This window comes from Streptomyces sp. NPDC014995, from assembly GCF_043080745.1.
Lineage (GTDB): Bacteria > Actinomycetota > Actinomycetes > Streptomycetales > Streptomycetaceae > Streptomyces.
On the sequence record NZ_JBIBVX010000002.1, the window covers coordinates 358,323 to 372,855 of the forward strand.

The 14,533-nt window shown below is 70.8% G+C and carries 14 protein-coding genes; 6 read left to right on the forward strand and 8 right to left on the reverse strand.

Features of this window, described 5'->3' with window-relative positions; translation table 11 throughout:
• Positions 1 to 50 precede the first annotated feature (50 nt).
• Positions 51 to 953 carry a D-alanyl-D-alanine carboxypeptidase family protein gene (locus tag ACF1A1_RS06015; RefSeq protein WP_391645887.1) on the forward strand — a complete coding sequence of 301 codons (903 nt, stop codon included), beginning with the start codon at positions 51 to 53 and terminating at the stop codon, positions 951 to 953.
• A 113-nt stretch (positions 954 to 1,066) separates the two neighbouring features.
• On the opposite strand, the gene ACF1A1_RS06020 is transcribed toward ACF1A1_RS06015, so the two are convergent.
• Positions 1,067 to 1,891, reverse strand: a complete 825-nt coding sequence (locus tag ACF1A1_RS06020; RefSeq protein ID WP_391645889.1) for a maleylpyruvate isomerase family mycothiol-dependent enzyme — start codon at positions 1,889 to 1,891, stop codon at positions 1,067 to 1,069.
• A gap of 183 nt (positions 1,892 to 2,074) precedes the next feature.
• Between ACF1A1_RS06020 and ACF1A1_RS06025 the strand changes: the two genes are divergently transcribed.
• Complete coding sequence (locus ACF1A1_RS06025) at positions 2,075 to 2,872, forward strand: carbon-nitrogen family hydrolase (RefSeq protein WP_391645891.1); 798 nt, start codon at positions 2,075 to 2,077, stop codon at positions 2,870 to 2,872.
• Positions 2,873 to 3,040: 168 nt separating this feature from the next.
• On the opposite strand, the gene ACF1A1_RS06030 is transcribed toward ACF1A1_RS06025, so the two are convergent.
• A complete protein-coding gene (locus ACF1A1_RS06030) occupies positions 3,041 to 3,451 on the reverse strand; it encodes an SsgA family sporulation/cell division regulator (RefSeq protein ID WP_391645893.1) in 411 nt (136 codons plus the stop codon).
• A 188-nt stretch (positions 3,452 to 3,639) separates the two neighbouring features.
• Here ACF1A1_RS06030 and ACF1A1_RS06035 point away from each other — a divergent pair, with 188 nt between their 5' ends.
• Positions 3,640 to 5,391 (forward strand): sigma-70 family RNA polymerase sigma factor, encoded by a 1,752-nt coding sequence (locus tag ACF1A1_RS06035; RefSeq protein ID WP_391645895.1) that lies wholly within the window; start codon positions 3,640 to 3,642, stop codon positions 5,389 to 5,391.
• Here ACF1A1_RS06035 and ACF1A1_RS06040 read toward each other — a convergent pair.
• Complete coding sequence (locus tag ACF1A1_RS06040) at positions 5,388 to 5,882, reverse strand: LURP-one-related/scramblase family protein (RefSeq protein WP_391645897.1); 495 nt, start codon at positions 5,880 to 5,882, stop codon at positions 5,388 to 5,390. The two genes, ACF1A1_RS06035 and ACF1A1_RS06040, sit on opposite strands and share 4 nt — an antisense overlap.
• On the reverse strand, positions 5,879 to 6,874 hold the full coding sequence (locus ACF1A1_RS06045; RefSeq protein ID WP_391645899.1) for a helix-turn-helix domain-containing protein: 996 nt from the start codon (positions 6,872 to 6,874) through the stop codon (positions 5,879 to 5,881). The genes ACF1A1_RS06040 and ACF1A1_RS06045 overlap by 4 nt, the downstream gene beginning before the upstream one ends.
• Before the next feature lie 52 nt (positions 6,875 to 6,926).
• Between ACF1A1_RS06045 and ACF1A1_RS06050 the strand changes: the two genes are divergently transcribed.
• Together ACF1A1_RS06050 and ACF1A1_RS06055 are read left to right on the forward strand one after the other, a co-directional pair.
• Positions 6,927 to 7,319, forward strand: a complete 393-nt coding sequence (locus ACF1A1_RS06050; RefSeq protein WP_391645900.1) for a cupin domain-containing protein — start codon at positions 6,927 to 6,929, stop codon at positions 7,317 to 7,319.
• A gap of 29 nt (positions 7,320 to 7,348) precedes the next feature.
• Entirely contained in the window at positions 7,349 to 9,178 is a 1,830-nt protein-coding gene (locus ACF1A1_RS06055) for a thioredoxin-like domain-containing protein (RefSeq protein WP_391645902.1), read from the forward strand.
• Positions 9,179 to 9,190: 12 nt separating this feature from the next.
• On the opposite strand, the gene ACF1A1_RS06060 is transcribed toward ACF1A1_RS06055, so the two are convergent.
• From ACF1A1_RS06060 to ACF1A1_RS06075, 4 genes are all read right to left on the reverse strand, one after another.
• A complete protein-coding gene (locus ACF1A1_RS06060; protein ID WP_391645904.1) occupies positions 9,191 to 9,439 on the reverse strand; it encodes a DUF6458 family protein in 249 nt (82 codons plus the stop codon).
• A gap of 102 nt (positions 9,440 to 9,541) precedes the next feature.
• Positions 9,542 to 10,840 carry a M18 family aminopeptidase gene (locus ACF1A1_RS06065; RefSeq protein ID WP_391645906.1) on the reverse strand — a complete coding sequence of 433 codons (1,299 nt, stop codon included), beginning with the start codon at positions 10,838 to 10,840 and terminating at the stop codon, positions 9,542 to 9,544.
• 97 nt (positions 10,841 to 10,937) lie between these two features.
• A complete protein-coding gene (locus tag ACF1A1_RS06070) occupies positions 10,938 to 12,764 on the reverse strand; it encodes an acyl-CoA dehydrogenase (RefSeq protein ID WP_391645908.1) in 1,827 nt (608 codons plus the stop codon).
• A 135-nt stretch (positions 12,765 to 12,899) separates the two neighbouring features.
• Positions 12,900 to 13,760, reverse strand: coding sequence for an intradiol ring-cleavage dioxygenase (locus tag ACF1A1_RS06075; RefSeq protein ID WP_391645910.1), 861 nt, complete (start codon positions 13,758 to 13,760; stop codon positions 12,900 to 12,902).
• Positions 13,761 to 14,007: 247 nt separating this feature from the next.
• Here ACF1A1_RS06075 and ACF1A1_RS06080 point away from each other — a divergent pair, with 247 nt between their 5' ends.
• Entirely contained in the window at positions 14,008 to 14,472 is a 465-nt protein-coding gene (locus tag ACF1A1_RS06080; RefSeq protein ID WP_391645912.1) for an SseB family protein, read from the forward strand.
• Positions 14,473 to 14,533: the final 61 nt, after the last annotated feature.

A 14,533-nucleotide genomic window follows, 5' to 3' on the forward strand; every position in this document is an offset into this window, starting at 1 on the left:
TTCAACTCGGCCGCACCGTAGGGGCATTCGACGTAATCGGGGTATTTCAGTTGATAACCGCCAGCAAGGGCCTCCGTGTCCGCAGGGCCGCTGCCGTCGCCGTGACGACTGGCGCCGTGCTCGTCACCGGTGGCCTCACCGCGGCGCCGGCACAGGCTGTCACGGTGCCCACGATCACCGCCAAGAGCGGCTTCGTGATGAACGGTGCCACCGGCAAGGCTCTCTACGCCAAGTATGCCGACACCAAGAGGCTCACCGCCTCCACCACGAAGATCATGACTGCGAAGGTCGTGCTCTCGCAGACGAACCTGAACCTGGACGCCAAGGTCACCATCCAGAAGGCGTACAGCGACTACATCATCGCCAACAACTACGCCTCCAACGCCAAGCTGATCGTCGGCGACAAGGTCACCGTCCGTCAGCTGCTGTACGGGCTGATGCTGCCGTCGGGCTGCGACGCCGCGTACGCCCTCGCCGACAAGTTCGGCACCGGTACCACCCGGGCCGCGCGCGTCAGCAACTTCATCGCCAAGATGAACAACAAGGCGAAGCAGCTCGGCATGACCCACACGCACTTCGACTCGTTCGACGGCATCAGCAAGGGCTCGAACTACTCGACGGCGCGCGACCTCACGCTCCTCGCCCGGAGCGCGATGAAGAGCACCACGTTCAAGGCCGTCGTGAAGGCCAAGTCGTACACGGCCAAGACGATCACCAAGACCGGTGCGACGCGCACGATGGCGCCGTGGACGAACACCAACACCCTTCTCGGCTGGAACGGCACGCTCGGTGTGAAGACCGGTTCCGGTACCGAGGCCAAGTACTGCCTCGTCTTCGCCGCCACGCTCAACGGCAAGTCGGTCATGGGCGCGGTCCTCACCTCCCCCACCGCGGCCGACCGCACGACGGACGTGAAGAAGCTCATCAACTTCGGCTACGCGAAGATCAGCTGACGTCGGCACGCTTCACGGAGGCGGGCCCGTCGTGACACTCACGACGGGCCCGCCTCCGTTTACCGCTCCTGCGTCGCACCGCTGGTGCGTCGTATCGCCGGTGCGTCGTACCGCTACTGCGTCACCGCGAAGTTCCGCAGGATCGCCGCCGTCAGCTCCGGCTCACCCTCCGCCTTGACCCGGTCGGCGACCGCCTCCGGGGTCACCCGGCCGCAGGCGAGGCGGACGTACGTCTCCCAGTCGAGGGTGAAGGAGGCGGCGGGCCCGAGGGCGGGGACCGTCTCGAGGGTGCCGCGGCCCTGGATGTCGACCCGGATCGTGCGCAGGAACTCGACGGGCCCGTGCACGTCGAAGACGATCGCGGAGCTGCGCGGGGCGTCGGCCTTGCCGGCGACGACGGCGGGGAGCGCCTCGAGGAGCACGTCACGGGTGATGTGCGCGCCGGGGGAGTCGAGGTTGCCGGGGCGGCCCAGGGAGGCGCGCAGGTCCTGCTCGTGCACCCACACGTTGAACGCGTGGTTGCGCATGGACTCCTCGAGGGTGAGCTCGGTGCCCAGGGGGCCGCGCACCTTGGTGCCGGGGTCGCGCGACTCGTTCCGCAGCTGGCGGTTGCGGCGGATGATCGTGTACTCCAGCTCGGACGTCATCTCCGGTGCCGTGTGGTGGCGGCGGACGTCGACCTGCATCTCCATGTAGCGCTGGAGGTCCGTGGTGACGTGGAACAGGTCGCGCGGGAGGGAGTGGATGGGTCGCGGATCGCCGTACATCTCGCAGTCGAGTCCGATGACGTGCGACACGATGTCGCGCACCGACCAGCCCGGGCACGGAGTGCGGCGGTTCCACTCCGCCTCCACCAGTGGCTGCACCAGCTCGGATATCGCTTCGATGGAATGGGTCCAGGCGTCGGCGTAGGGCTGGAGGGTGGGATGCAGACTCACGGAACGGGACCCCTCGGCGGTCGGTACACGGGCGGGCAGGTGATGGCGGCGTTGCCAGCGGGAGGTGGCTGTCGGCGGGTGTCTTGAAACGCTAAGTTACGCTGCTGTGAGGCACCCCGGCAGTGCTTTCGTGTGACGATCGTAGGCCCGTGTGGACGGCTCGAATGCCAGGACGGTGGTAGTGTGCGCGCCTCTCTGATCCAGATCGCCGTGGAAGAGGGCGAATCGGTCGAAGCGCGGCGGGTGCGGATCGCCTCGCTGGTGCGCGAGCAGGCCGGTGCCGCCGACCTCGTGGTGCTGCCGGAGCTGTGGACGACCGGGGCGTTCGCCTACGAGGAGTTCGGCAGCGAGGCGGAGCCGCTGGAGGGGCCGACCTTCGAGGCGATGGCCAAGGCCGCGAGCGACGCGGGCGTATGGCTGCACGCCGGCTCGATCCCGGAACGGGACCCCGACGGCCCCCTCTACAACACGTCGCTCGTCTTCACCCCCTCCGGTGATCTGGCCGTCGCCTACCGCAAGATCCACCGCTTCGGCTTCGACAAGGGCGAGGCCGTCCTGATGGGCGCGGGAAGCGAACTCGTGACGGTACGGCTCCCCGGGACCACCCTCGGTGTGGCCACCTGCTACGACCTCCGTTTCCCCGAACTCTTCCGCGGCCTCGTCGACGCCGGCGCCGAGACCCTGGTGATTCCGGCGGGCTGGCCGGAGCGCCGGCGGGCGCACTGGACGCTGCTGGCCCGGGCACGGGCGGTCGAGAACCAGGCGTTCGTGCTCGCGTGTGGAACGGCCGGGACGCACGCCGGGGTTCCGCAGGCGGGTCACTCGATCGTGGTCGATCCGTGGGGCGAGGTGCTCGCGGAGGCCGGTCCCGGCGAGCAGGTGCTCACGGTGGACTTCGATCCGGCGAAGGTCGCGACGACCCGGGATCAGTTCCCGGCCCTGAAGGACCGGGTACTGGGACTGCGGCCTCCCCGGCACTGAGCGGCCCCTGCCGACGGCCGCTGCGGCTCGTACGCCGCCGGGCGGCGCGGTTGACACGCCGTCGGGCAGGCGGCTCGTAGGCCGTCGGGCAAGCGGCTCGTACGGCGCCGGGCAAGCGGCTCGTACGGCGCCGGGCAAGCGGATTCATACACCGAACGGGCAGGCGGTTCATACGCCGTCGAGCAGGGCTGCCAGGCCCCGGTCCAGGGCCGTGCCGGGGAACTCGCCGCCCGGTTCGGTCACGCGGTACGACCGCCGGAGGAAGCGCTGGAGCGCGGCGGAGTCGAAACGGAGCATGGCCACGCCCTCCGCCGCGTGGAGTTCCACGATCGTGTGGGACGGCCCGCACGGCCAGATGTGCACTCTGCCCACACCGGAGGACGCGTCCAGTCCCTCCTCCAGGAGCGTGCGGGCGAAGGTCCATGTCGCCGTCTCGCCGTCGAGCGTGGCGCAGCCCGGGAACACGAACCGCACGGCGAGCGGGTCGTCGGACGTGTAGCGCAGGGTGACGGGCACCGCGACCTCCTGATCGCGGGTGATCAGGCGGGCGCCCAGGGGCTGGTCCAGGGTGATGTGCACGGTCGGTCTCCGATTCATGGGCCGGTATGCCCTCTCGACCGTGCGGAGCGCCGCGCATTACGCGATGACGACGGCAATGGGCGTGACCTGCATCACCTTTCGAGGCTGCCGCAACTGTAGTTGAAAGTTTCGCCATCTACGCTGACAAACTCATCGCCCCCTTCGCAGGCAACGGGAGCCTTGCTGCCATGAACGATGGTTCCACCGCCGCGTACGCCCGGATCTACGAGGAGCAGCAGCCCCGTCTCGTCGCGTACGCGCGCTCGCTCACCAGGAACGCCTGGGTCGCCGAGGACCTCGTCGCCGAGGCGCACTTCCGGGTGTGGCGACGGCTGTCCGCGGGGCACGACATCGACAACGTGCCCGCGTATCTCATGACGACGGTCCGGCACCTCGCGATCGCCGCCGGGAGCGCCGCCCGGGAGACACCGCGCGACCCGCAGACCGACGAGGCGCCCGCCGCGGCCGGCACGCACGGGGACGACCCCGCCGACCAGGTGTCCTCCGTCGACCTGCTGAAGCGGGTGCTGGGGCAGTTGCCCGAACGGTGGGTGAAGGCGCTCTGGCTGGCGGAGGCGGAGGGTCAGCCGCTGGCGGCGATCGGGCCGCAGCTCGGCACCAAGCAGGGCGCGACGGCGGTCCTGCTCCACCGCGCCCGCGAGGGCATGCGGCAGGCCTACCTCAGCACCCAGACCGGTGTCCCGGACGATCCCGCCTGCCAGGTGCACTGCGCCCGGATGCCCGCGTACGTGCGGGGTGCGGCGACGGCACGGCAGTCCGAGCGGCTGCTCGGCCACGTGGACGCCTGCGACGACTGCCGCGGGCGGCTCGCGGTCCTGATGCGCGCCAACAACCGTCTGCCCGCGCTGGTCGGTCCGGCCCTGCTGGTCTTCGCGCTGGGCGGGGCGGGCCGGTTCCTGCTGTCGTTCACCGCGGGGTCCGCCGGTGCGGTGACCACGGCGACCGCGGCGGGCGGGCACGGCGGCGGGCTGCTGCACGGGGTGCGCCATGCCGCCACCGGTGGCGCGAAGACGCAGACCGCCGTGGCGGTGGGCGCGGCCGTCGCGGGCACCGTGGCGATCTGCCTCGCCCTCGGCTCGGCCGACGCCTCGCCCGTCATGCCGGGAAGGGTGCCGGTGGCGCAGTCGCCGGTGGCGGAGGTTCCGGTGGCGGAGGTTCCGGTGACCGAGGTTCCGGTGACCGAGGCGCCTGTGGCGCGACCGGGGGAGGACGGCGTCGGTGTTCCCGCCGAGATGGCCGAGGACGGTGGCTCCGGCGGGGGTGCCGGGAGCGGGGAGGCCGAGCAGGTTCGCACGGACACCCGCACGGCCGCGTCCACCACAACGCCCGCCCCATCCGAGCCGGTGACGGGCACCGGCGGGACGGGAACGACGGGCGAGGACGTGACCGAGAGGCCGGGGGAGGACACGCCTCCGCCCCCGTCGGCGGAACCCGCTCCCGGGGACACGGAGCCGCAACCCGCGGAACCCGCGGAACCCGCGCAACCCGGAGAAACGGAGAACGAGCCGGAGCACCCGGCGCCGAAGCCCCCCGCGCCGCAGCCCCCTGTCAACGAGGCACCGGCACCGGCACCGGGCGGATCGGACACGACAGATCCCGGGACGGACACGGAGCCGGCAGTGCCCCCGGACACCCCCGACACCCCCGACACTCCGGACACCCCCGACACGCACACCCCCGGTACGGGGACGGAGTATCCGGAAACGGACAACCCGACAACCGAAACCCCGACCGAAACCCCCACGGAAACCCCCGGCTCGGAACCCCCCACCCCTCCGCAGGAGGACGCCCCGGCGCCGTCCGGGCCGAACCCCGAGGAACCCGGGGGCCCAGGGGAACCCGGAGGCGACTGCGGGGACGGGCACGGTCCGGCTCACGCAGCCGGCCACGGCCGTACGCCCTCCGGCGGCGGGTCCTAGTCCTCCCGCTCCTTCTCCGCCAGGTGGGTCACGCACACCGCCACCGCGATCAGCAGCGCCGGATCGGCGTCCTCCCGCACGACGTCGACGCCGTACGTCTCCCGCACGTGCAGCCAGCGCCGGGAGACCACGGCCAGCAGTTCGCCGTCGTACTCGACGGCGAACTCCCGGTCGAGGATCTTGCCGCTGACGTCGAGCACGGTGCGTCCGTCCGCCAGGGAGACGCGGTAGTGGTTGCGCAGCAGGGACAGCCGCTTGCGGCGGATCGTCGCCAGGGGCTCGCCGTCCCGTTCGATCACCATCGTGTCGCGCAGGGCGAACATCTTCTGGTGGATGTCGATCAGGACCCGCCCGCGGGTGTCCTTCAGCTCGAAGGTGTCCCGCATCCGGATCGCCTTGCCGTCGACGAGGTAGACCTGGTTGCCGCGGTCGTCCTCGATCCAGTAGTCGTCGCCGAAGCCGAGGATCCGGTCGCGTACGAGGAATCTCATACGGTCAGCGCTTCCCCGGCGGCCCGTCCGAAACGCCGCCGGTAGGCCGACGGGCTGAGGCCGGTCTCACGGCGCAGTCGCGCCCGCAGGTTGGCGGCGGTTCCGAGGCCGGACCGCGCCGCGACCACGTCCAGCCGTTCCTCCCCGCGCTCGATCAGCCGGCACGCCAGGGCCACCCGCTCCCCCGTCAGCCAGGCCAGCGGGGTCGTGCCGAGCTGCGCGCGGAAACGCCGGTGCAGCGTGGCCGGCGACACCGCCGCGCGGGCCGCCAGGTCCGCCACCGTCAGCGGCTCCCCCAGCCGCTCCTGCGCCCACGCCAGCAACGGCCCCAGGGACTCGTCCGGCACCTCGGGCACCGGCCGTTCCACGAACTGCCGCTGCCCGCCGTCGCGGTGGGCGGCGAACAGCAGGCGGCGGGAGAACGCGTTGGCGATCTCGGCGCCGTGGTCGCGGCGTACGACGTGCAGCCCGAGGTCGAGCGCGGCCGCGCTGCCCGCGGCGGTCAGCACGTCGCCCTCGTCGACGAAGAGCACGTCGGACTCGAGCCGCACCCCGGGATGCGACTCCCGGAAGGCGTCGGCCCACATCCAGTGGGTGGTGGCACGGCGCCCGTCGAGCAACCCGGCCTCGGCGAGCGCGAAGGTGCCCGTGCAGAGACTCATGACGCGCGCCCCGCGCGCGTGGGTGCGCCGGATGGCGTCCAGGACGTCGTCCCCGCGCGGGACGACGTTGTCGGGCCGGCCCGGCACGACGAGGGTGTCCGCCGTGTCGACGGCGTCGAGACCGGCCGTGCCGGTCAGCGTGAAGAAGCCGTGGTTCATCCGCACCGCGCGCGTGGGCGTGCACAGCGTCACCTGGTAGAGCGGCTGCGGCCGGCCGAGTTCGGGACGGGGCAGCCCGAACAACTCGGTGGCGACGCCGACTTCGAACGGGTTGGTGCCCTCGTCGACGATGACGGCGACCCGGTGCGGCGGAGAGGATCCTTGCGGCATGTGCGATTCCTAGCACTCGTGCGGACCCGGCGCCACTGCCGAGGATGACGCCATGACCAAAGAACCCGTCGTCCTGTCCGCCGCCCTCGCCTCCTTCTCGGAGCAGTGGAGCCCGCGCATCGTCACCGCCGTCAACGACTACGACGTCCGCGTCGCGAAGGTCGAGGGCGAGCACCTCTGGCACGTCCACGACCACACCGACGAGTTCTTCCTGGTCCTCGACGGCGAGCTGCGCATCTCCCTGCGCGAGGCCGGCGGCGAACGTACGGTGACCCTCCCCAAGGGCGCCGTCTTCACCGTCCCGCGCGGCACCGAGCACAAGCCGTACGCGCCCGTGCCCACCGAGATCCTGGTGTTCGAGCCGACCGGCACCTCCACCGTCGGCGACCGCCACGACGACGTACCGGACCATGTGGACGCGACCACGGGGCACGCGCTGACGTGACTGTCGGTGGCGAGTGGCACCCTTGATCCATGACCGACGCACACCCGTCCCCGACCCGCCGCCGTGCCCGTGTCCGCGCCCCCGAGCTGATCGGCAAGGGCGGCTGGCTGAACACGGGCGACCAGCAGTACACCCTCGCCGACCTGCGAGGGCGCGTCGTCATTCTGGACTTCTGGACGTTCTGCTGCATCAACTGCCTGCATGTCCTGGACGAGCTGCGCGAGCTGGAGGAGAAGCACCGGGACACGGTGGTCGTCATCGGTGTCCACTCGCCCAAGTTCGTGCACGAGGCGGAGCACCGGGCGGTCGTCGACGCGGTGGAGCGCTACGGCGTCGAACACCCCGTCCTGGACGACCCGGAGCTCGCCACGTGGAAGCAGTACGCCGTGCGCGCCTGGCCGACGCTCGTCGTCATCGACCCGGAGGGGTACGTCGTCGCGCAGCACGCGGGCGAGGGGCATGTGCACGCCATCGAGCGCCTGGTGACGGAGCTGGAGGCCGAGCACGAGGCCAAGGGCACCCTGCGCCGGGGCGACGGCCCGTACGTGGCGCCGGAGCCGGAGCCGACGGCGCTGCGCTTCCCCGGCAAGGCGGTCCTGCTGCCGTCCGGGACGTTCCTGGTCAGCGACACCACCCGGCACCAACTGGTGGAGCTGGCCTCCGACGGGGAGAGCGTCGTGCGCCGGATCGGCTCCGGGACGCGTGGTCTCGCCGACGGCACGGCGGACACGGCCGCCTTCAGTGAGCCGCAGGGCCTCGCCCTCCTCGACGACACCTCGGTCGTCGTCGCCGACACCGTCAACCACGCCCTGCGCCGCGTCGACCTCGCCTCCGGTGCGGTGACGACCCTGGCGGGGACCGGAAGGCAGTGGTGGCAGGGCTCACCGACCTCGGGGCCGGCCCGTGGGACCGATCTGTCCTCCCCGTGGGACGTGGCCCTGTTCGGCGGCAAGGTGTGGATCGCGATGGCGGGCGTCCACCAGCTGTGGACGTACGATCCGGCCGCCGGCACAGTCGCGGTGGCGGCCGGTACCACCAACGAGGGCCTGGTGGACGGCCCCGCCGCCGAGGCCTGGTTCGCGCAGCCGTCCGGGCTCGCGGCCACCCGCGACCGGCTCTGGCTCGCCGACTCCGAGACCTCCGCCCTGCGCTGGGTCGACCCCGACGGCCGGGTCCACACCGCCGTCGGCACCGGCCTGTTCGACTTCGGTCACCGTGACGGCGCCGCCGGCCAGGCCCTCTTCCAGCACCCTCTGGGTGTCACCGCGCTGCCCGACGGCTCGGTCGCCGTCAGCGACACCTACAACCACGCCCTGCGCCGCTACGACCCGGCGACGGGCGAGGTCACGACTCTGGCGACGGACCTGCGGGAGCCCAGCGACGCCGTTCTCGTCGGCGACGACATCGTGGTCGTCGAGTCGGCCCGTCACCGGCTCACCCGTCTGCGCCTGCCGGAGGAGGCGGTCCGCGTGGCGGCCGTCGCCCACCGCACCCGGCGCGCCGCCACCGAAGTGGCGCCCGGCAGGCTGGAGTTGGACGTGATCTTCGAGGCGCCCACAGGCCAGAAGCTGGACACGCGGTACGGCCCCTCCACCCGTCTCCTGGTGTCCTCCACGCCGCCCGGCCTGCTGCTGGCGGGGGCCGGTGCGGACACGGATCTCTCCCGCACGCTGGAGCTCGACCCGGAGGTGGGCGAAGGGGTGCTGCACGTCTCCGCGATGGCCGCGTCCTGCGACGACGATCCCGCGAACGAGTACCCCGCCTGCCATGTCCACCAGCAGGACTGGGGTGTCCCGGTACTGCTCACCGAGAACGGCGCCGACCGGCTGCCGTTGGTCCTGGCCGGCCTGGACGCCTGATCCCGGCAGTGGTCACACGCCGTACCCGTCGCTGTATCCGTCACGGTGGTGCCGGTCGGTCTCGACCACGGTGGTCGAGGCCGGAGGCACCATCACCCGGCGGCGCCGGGCGATGCTGCTGAAGGTCGTCACGCCGATCAGGCCGACGATCATCAGGATGATGCCGACCAGGTCGAGGTTGACCCCCTGCATGTCCCAGTCGGTCGCGAACGTGAGGATGGCTCCCACGGCGATGAGGATGATGCACCCGCCGAGGCCCATGAGTGTCGCCTCCCTGTCCGGTCTACCGGTCGTTCCGGTGTCCGAATCCGGGTACCCCGGCGGGGAACTCCCATGCGGGAGCACGCCTTTGCGCAGGTGGGGCTAGCCCTCCAGGAACGCCACCAGCGCGTTCGCCAGCAAATACGGGTCGTCCGCGCCGCTCAACTCCCGTGCGCTGTGCATCGACAGGATGGCCACGCCGATGTCCACGGTCCGGATGCCGTGCCGGGCCGCGGTGATGGGGCCGATCGTGGTGCCGCACGGCATGGAGTTGTTGGAGACGAAGGACTGGAAGGGAACCCCGGCCTTCTCGCAGGCGGCGGCGAAGACCGCCCGGCCCGAACCGTCCGTCGCGTACCGGTTGTTGACGTTGACCTTGAGGATGGGGCCGCCGTTGACGCGCGGGTGGTGGGTCGGGTCGTGCCGCTCCGCGTAGTTGGGGTGGACCGCGTGACCGGTGTCGGAGGAGAGACAGACGGTGGCGGCGAAGGCCCGCGCCCGGTCCTCGTACGACCCTCCGCGCGCGAACACCGAACGCTCCAGCACGCTGCCCAGCAGCGGCCCGTCCGCGCCCGTGTCCGACTGGGAGCCGTTCTCCTCGTGGTCGAAGGCGGCGAGGACCGGGATGCAGGGCAGGTCGGCCTCGCTGGTCGCCACGGCCGCCAGTGCCGCCGTGCCGGCGTGCACGGACAGCAGGTTGTCCATGCGGGGCCCGGCCAGCAGCTCCTCGTCGCGGCCCAGGTAGGCGGGCGGCTCCACGGAGTGCGTCATCAGGTCCCAGCCGGTGACCTCGCCCGCGGGCAGCCCGGACTCCTCCTCCAGGAAGGCGATCAGGTCGCCGTCGCGGACGTCGTTGCCCAGTCCCCAGATGGGCTGGAGGTGGCGCTGCTTGTCGAGCTTCAGCCCCTCCGTGGACACGGCCCGGTCGAGGTGGATGGCGAGCTGCGGGACCCGCAGCAGCGGGCGGTCGACGTTCACCAGGTGGGTCGAGCCGTCGCGCAGGGTCAGCCGGCCCGCCAGGCCCAGGTCGCGGTCCAGCCAGGAGTTCATCAGCGGTCCGCCGTAGATCTCCACGGCGACCTGCCGCCAGCCGTGCGCGCCGGTGTCGGGCAGCGGCTTGACGCGAAGGTTGGGGGAGTCGGTGTGCGCGCCGACGATCCTGAAGGGGGTGTGCGGCGCGGCGCCCTCGGGGACGTACCAGGCCACGATCGCGCCCCCGCGCAGCACGTACTTGCCGCCGCTCGTCCCGTCCCAGGCGTCCGTCTCGGCGACCTGCCGGAAACCCGCCTTCTCCAGCCGTTCCGCGGCGTTCGCCACGGCGTGGTACGGCGACGGGCTCGCCGTCAGGAAGGACATGAGGTCGTCGGTGTGGCCGCGGTCGAAGCGGGAGGGTTCGCTCATGGGTTCACCTTAACGACGTACGAGGGCCCGCTCCCGGTGAAGGGAGCGGGCCCTCGTGAGGACGGTGTGGAGTTTGTGGCAGCCGCCGGGGCGGGTCCTAGAAGGCGGCCTCGTCCAGCTCCATCAGGTCCAGCTCGACGCCCTCGGCGACCTTGCGGGCCAGGGTGACGCCCGGCAGGACGTTGGCCGCGAAGAACTTCGCCGCCGCGATCTTGCCGGTGTAGAAGGCCTGGTCCTTGGCGGAGGCCGTCTCCAGCTTCTCGGCCGCGACCGCGGCGCCCTTCAGCAGGAGGTAGCCGACGACGACGTCACCGGAGGCCATCAGCAGGCGGGTGGTGTTCAGGCCCACCTTGTAGATGTTCTTGACGTCCTGCTCGGTGGCGGCGAGGTCGGTCAGCATCAGGCCGACGATCGCCTCCAGCTCCACGGCGGCCTTGGCCAGGTGCTCGCGGGCGCCCGCGAGCTGCTCGCCGCCGGTGCCGAGCGCCAAAAACTTCTTGATGTCCTCGGCGAGGGAGTTCAGGGCCGCGCCCTGGTTGCGGACGATCTTCCGGAAGAAGAAGTCCTGGCCCTGGATCGCCGTGGTGCCCTCGTAGAGGGTGTCGATCTTGGCGTCGCGGATGTACTGCTCGATCGGGTACTCCTGGAGGAAGCCGGAGCCGCCGAAGGTCTGGAGCGACTGGGCGAGCTGCTCGTAACCCTTCTCGGAGCCGTAGCCCTTGACGATCGGCAGGAGCAGGTCGTTCAGCGCGTGCTCGGTGGAGGCGTCCTCGCCGTTCGCCTCCTTGACGGCGATGGCGTCCTGGACGGAGGCGGTGTACAGCACCAGCGCCCGCATGCCCTCCGCGTACGCCTTCTGCGTGATCAGCGAGCGGCGCACGTCGGGGTGGTGGGTGATGGTGACCTTCGGCGCGGTCTTGTCCATGAAGTTCGCCAGGTCGGGGCCCTGGACGCGCTCCTTGGCGTACTCCAGCGCGTTCAGGTAGCCCGTCGACAGCGTGGAGATCGCCTTCGTGCCGACCATCATGCGGGCGAACTCGATGATGCGGAACATCTGGCGGATGCCGTCGTGCTTGTCGCCGATCAGCCAGCCCTTGGCGGGGTGCCGGTCGCCGAAGGTCATCTCGCAGGTGTTGGAGGCCTTCAGGCCCATCTTGTGCTCGACGTTCGTGGCGTAGACGCCGTTGCGCTCGCCCAGCTCGCCGGTCTCGAAGTCGAAGAGGTACTTCGGGACGAGGAAGAGGGACAGGCCCTTGGTGCCGGGGCCGGCGCCCTCGGGACGGGCGAGCACGTAGTGGAGGATGTTCTCCGACATGTCGTGCTCACCGGACGTGATGAACCGCTTCACGCCCTCGATGTGCCAGGAGCCGTCCTCCTGCTGGACCGCCTTGGTGCGGCCGGCGCCGACGTCCGAGCCGGCGTCCGGCTCGGTGAGGACCATGGTGGAGCCCCACTGCTTCTCGACGGCGATCTGGGCGATCTTCTTCTGGACCTCGTTGCCCTCGTCGAAGAGGATGCCGGCGAAGGCCGGGCCGGAGGAGTACATCCACACGGCCGGGTTGGCGCCGAGGATCAGCTCGGCGTACGACCAGATCAGGGACGGCGGGGCGGTGGTGCCGCCGATCGCCTCGGGCAGGCCGAGGCGCCAGTACTCGGAGTCCATGAAGGCCTGGTAGCTCTTCTTGAAGGACGCGGGCACCGGCGCGGTGTTGGTCTCCGGGTCGAAGACCGGCGGGTTGCGGTCGGCGTCCGTGAAGGACTCGGCCAGCTCGTTCTCCGCGAGGCGGGTCAGCTCCTCGAGGATGCTCTTCGCGGTCTCGGCGTCCATCTCCTCGAACGGACCGGTGCCGTACAGCTTGTCGCGCCCCAGTACTTCGAAGAGGTTGAACTCGATGTCGCGGAGATTCGACTTGTAGTGCCCCATGGCGACGGCTCCCGGCTCCGTTAGAGAGATCGGCGAGGCACTGGATCCTCGCTCTAGTTCACGTACCAACAAGTAGCTCCGATGATGCTACCCGTCGGTAATAAGTCGCAACCCCGATCCGGAAGGTGTGACGCGTCAGACGGGCACCGTGAGGGTCGCCGTGTAGCCCTTGTCGACGCTGCCCGTCACCCTGGCCAGCTGCTGGTCGTGGCCGTCGCTGAAGATGTTGTCCGTCTCCAGGGAGAGCCGGCCGAGGTTGGTCACGCTCTGGCTGTAGCCGTCCGTGGCGTACACCGTGTCGCAGACGTCCTTCGGCAGCGCGAGCTGCGAGGTGTTGGTGATGGACGTGGCCGCCGTGGCGTCGTCCAGGCTGCCGTACACCTCGAAGTGGATGTGCGGCCAGCGGCCTGAGTAGCAGGCCGGGAAGATGCTCTTGAAGGTGACCTGGCCCTTGTCGTCGGTCTCCTGCACGCCCCGCAGGTAGTTCTCCTCCGTGACGCCCTCGGAGTAGAGGGAGTAGTTGCCGTCCCGGTCGCAGTGCCAGAGGTAGACGGCGGCGCCCTTCTTCGGGGTGCCGCAGCCGGAGGCGGCGTCCACGACCGTGAGCGTGATGGTCAGCGGGACGCCCTCGGCGGTGCCGCCCGCGGAGTCGCCGAAGCCGGCGGTGATGTCGCTGCGGACGACACCGCTCTCCTTCAGGACGTTCACACCGTTCGAGCCGTCGCCGGGGTAGGGGCCGGCGGTCTCGTCCGGGATCGTCGCGCACTCCGCCCTCGAGGAGGACGAACCGCCGGACGACGCGGAGGCGGCGCCCGACGAGGTGGACGAGGAGGCGGACGCGGTGTCCTCCCCGGAGCCGGAACAGCCCACCAGCGGGACCAGGCTCGCCCCCGCCAGCAGCCGGATCATCCGGCGCCGGGCGAGCACCGGGAGGTCGTAGGAGAGCCCTCTGTCGTGCTCGTGCTCGTGGTCTTCGTCGTGGTGGTGGTGCGGCATCGCTGTACCCCTTGCTGTGGTGGTCCGCTCGCGGTGTGGTCCGCTCGCCGTGGTGGTCCGCTCGGTGTGGTGCCCCGCGTCCGTGCTGTGGCGGTCCGCGCTGGGCCGTTCCATGGCGCGTTCTTCGACGAGTGGACGCTATGGGCGTCCACTGTGGGATTCCAGGGACAAGCCTGTGAAGTACCCATGTGCCCCGTCGGCCCCCGTGACGTCCCGCCCGCGCAGCGCGCTCGGTACGCTTGCGCCCATGTACGGCTACGACCAGAACGTCGGCGCTCAGCAGCAGTACGCCCCGCCGCAGCAGCCCATGGGCGGCGGATACGGACAGCAGCCGCCCCTGTACCCCGAGCCGTCCCCGCCCTCGCTCGCGGACGCGGTGCGGGCCTTCACGACCGGACAGATGGCCGCCGAGGACTTCCAGCAGGTCTTCGCGACCTCGAAGGTCTACTGCCCGCGCGGCGACAACCCCGGCTTCCTCGCCCTGCACAACACCCAGCAGCCGGTGATCCCGATGTTCACCACGCTCAAGGAGCTGCGCCGGTACGCGGGCAAGGAGTCCAAGTACTTCGTGATCACGGGAGCCGAGGTGCTCGACCTGCTGCCCACCGGCTACGGCTTCGTCCTCGACATGGAGGGCGAGCACCGGATGGTCTTCGACGCCAAGGCGGTCGAGCAGATGGTCGACTTCGCGATGCGCCGGATGTACGGCTGACGGCTGTCCGGCGACCGAAGATCCCACGTCGCAGATTCCACGTCATCTGACCGTCTGAGCG

Bases quoted from the DNA above. Each gene is read 5' to 3' on its own strand.
- ACF1A1_RS06070 (WP_391645908.1), bottom strand. From the start codon at position 12,764: ATGGGGCACTACAAGTCGAATCTCCGCGACATCGAGTTCAACCTCTTC.
- ACF1A1_RS06075 (WP_391645910.1), bottom strand. From the start codon at position 13,760: ATGCCGCACCACCACCACGACGAAGACCACGAGCACGAGCACGACAGA.
- ACF1A1_RS06035 (WP_391645895.1), top strand. From the start codon at position 3,640: ATGAACGATGGTTCCACCGCCGCGTACGCCCGGATCTACGAGGAGCAG.
- ACF1A1_RS06080 (WP_391645912.1), top strand. From the start codon at position 14,008: ATGTACGGCTACGACCAGAACGTCGGCGCTCAGCAGCAGTACGCCCCG.
- ACF1A1_RS06055 (WP_391645902.1), top strand. From the start codon at position 7,349: ATGACCGACGCACACCCGTCCCCGACCCGCCGCCGTGCCCGTGTCCGC.
- ACF1A1_RS06060 (WP_391645904.1), bottom strand. From the start codon at position 9,439: ATGGGCCTCGGCGGGTGCATCATCCTCATCGCCGTGGGAGCCATCCTC.
- ACF1A1_RS06040 (WP_391645897.1), bottom strand. From the start codon at position 5,882: ATGAGATTCCTCGTACGCGACCGGATCCTCGGCTTCGGCGACGACTAC.
- ACF1A1_RS06045 (WP_391645899.1), bottom strand. From the start codon at position 6,874: ATGCCGCAAGGATCCTCTCCGCCGCACCGGGTCGCCGTCATCGTCGAC.
- ACF1A1_RS06050 (WP_391645900.1), top strand. From the start codon at position 6,927: ATGACCAAAGAACCCGTCGTCCTGTCCGCCGCCCTCGCCTCCTTCTCG.
- ACF1A1_RS06065 (WP_391645906.1), bottom strand. From the start codon at position 10,840: ATGAGCGAACCCTCCCGCTTCGACCGCGGCCACACCGACGACCTCATG.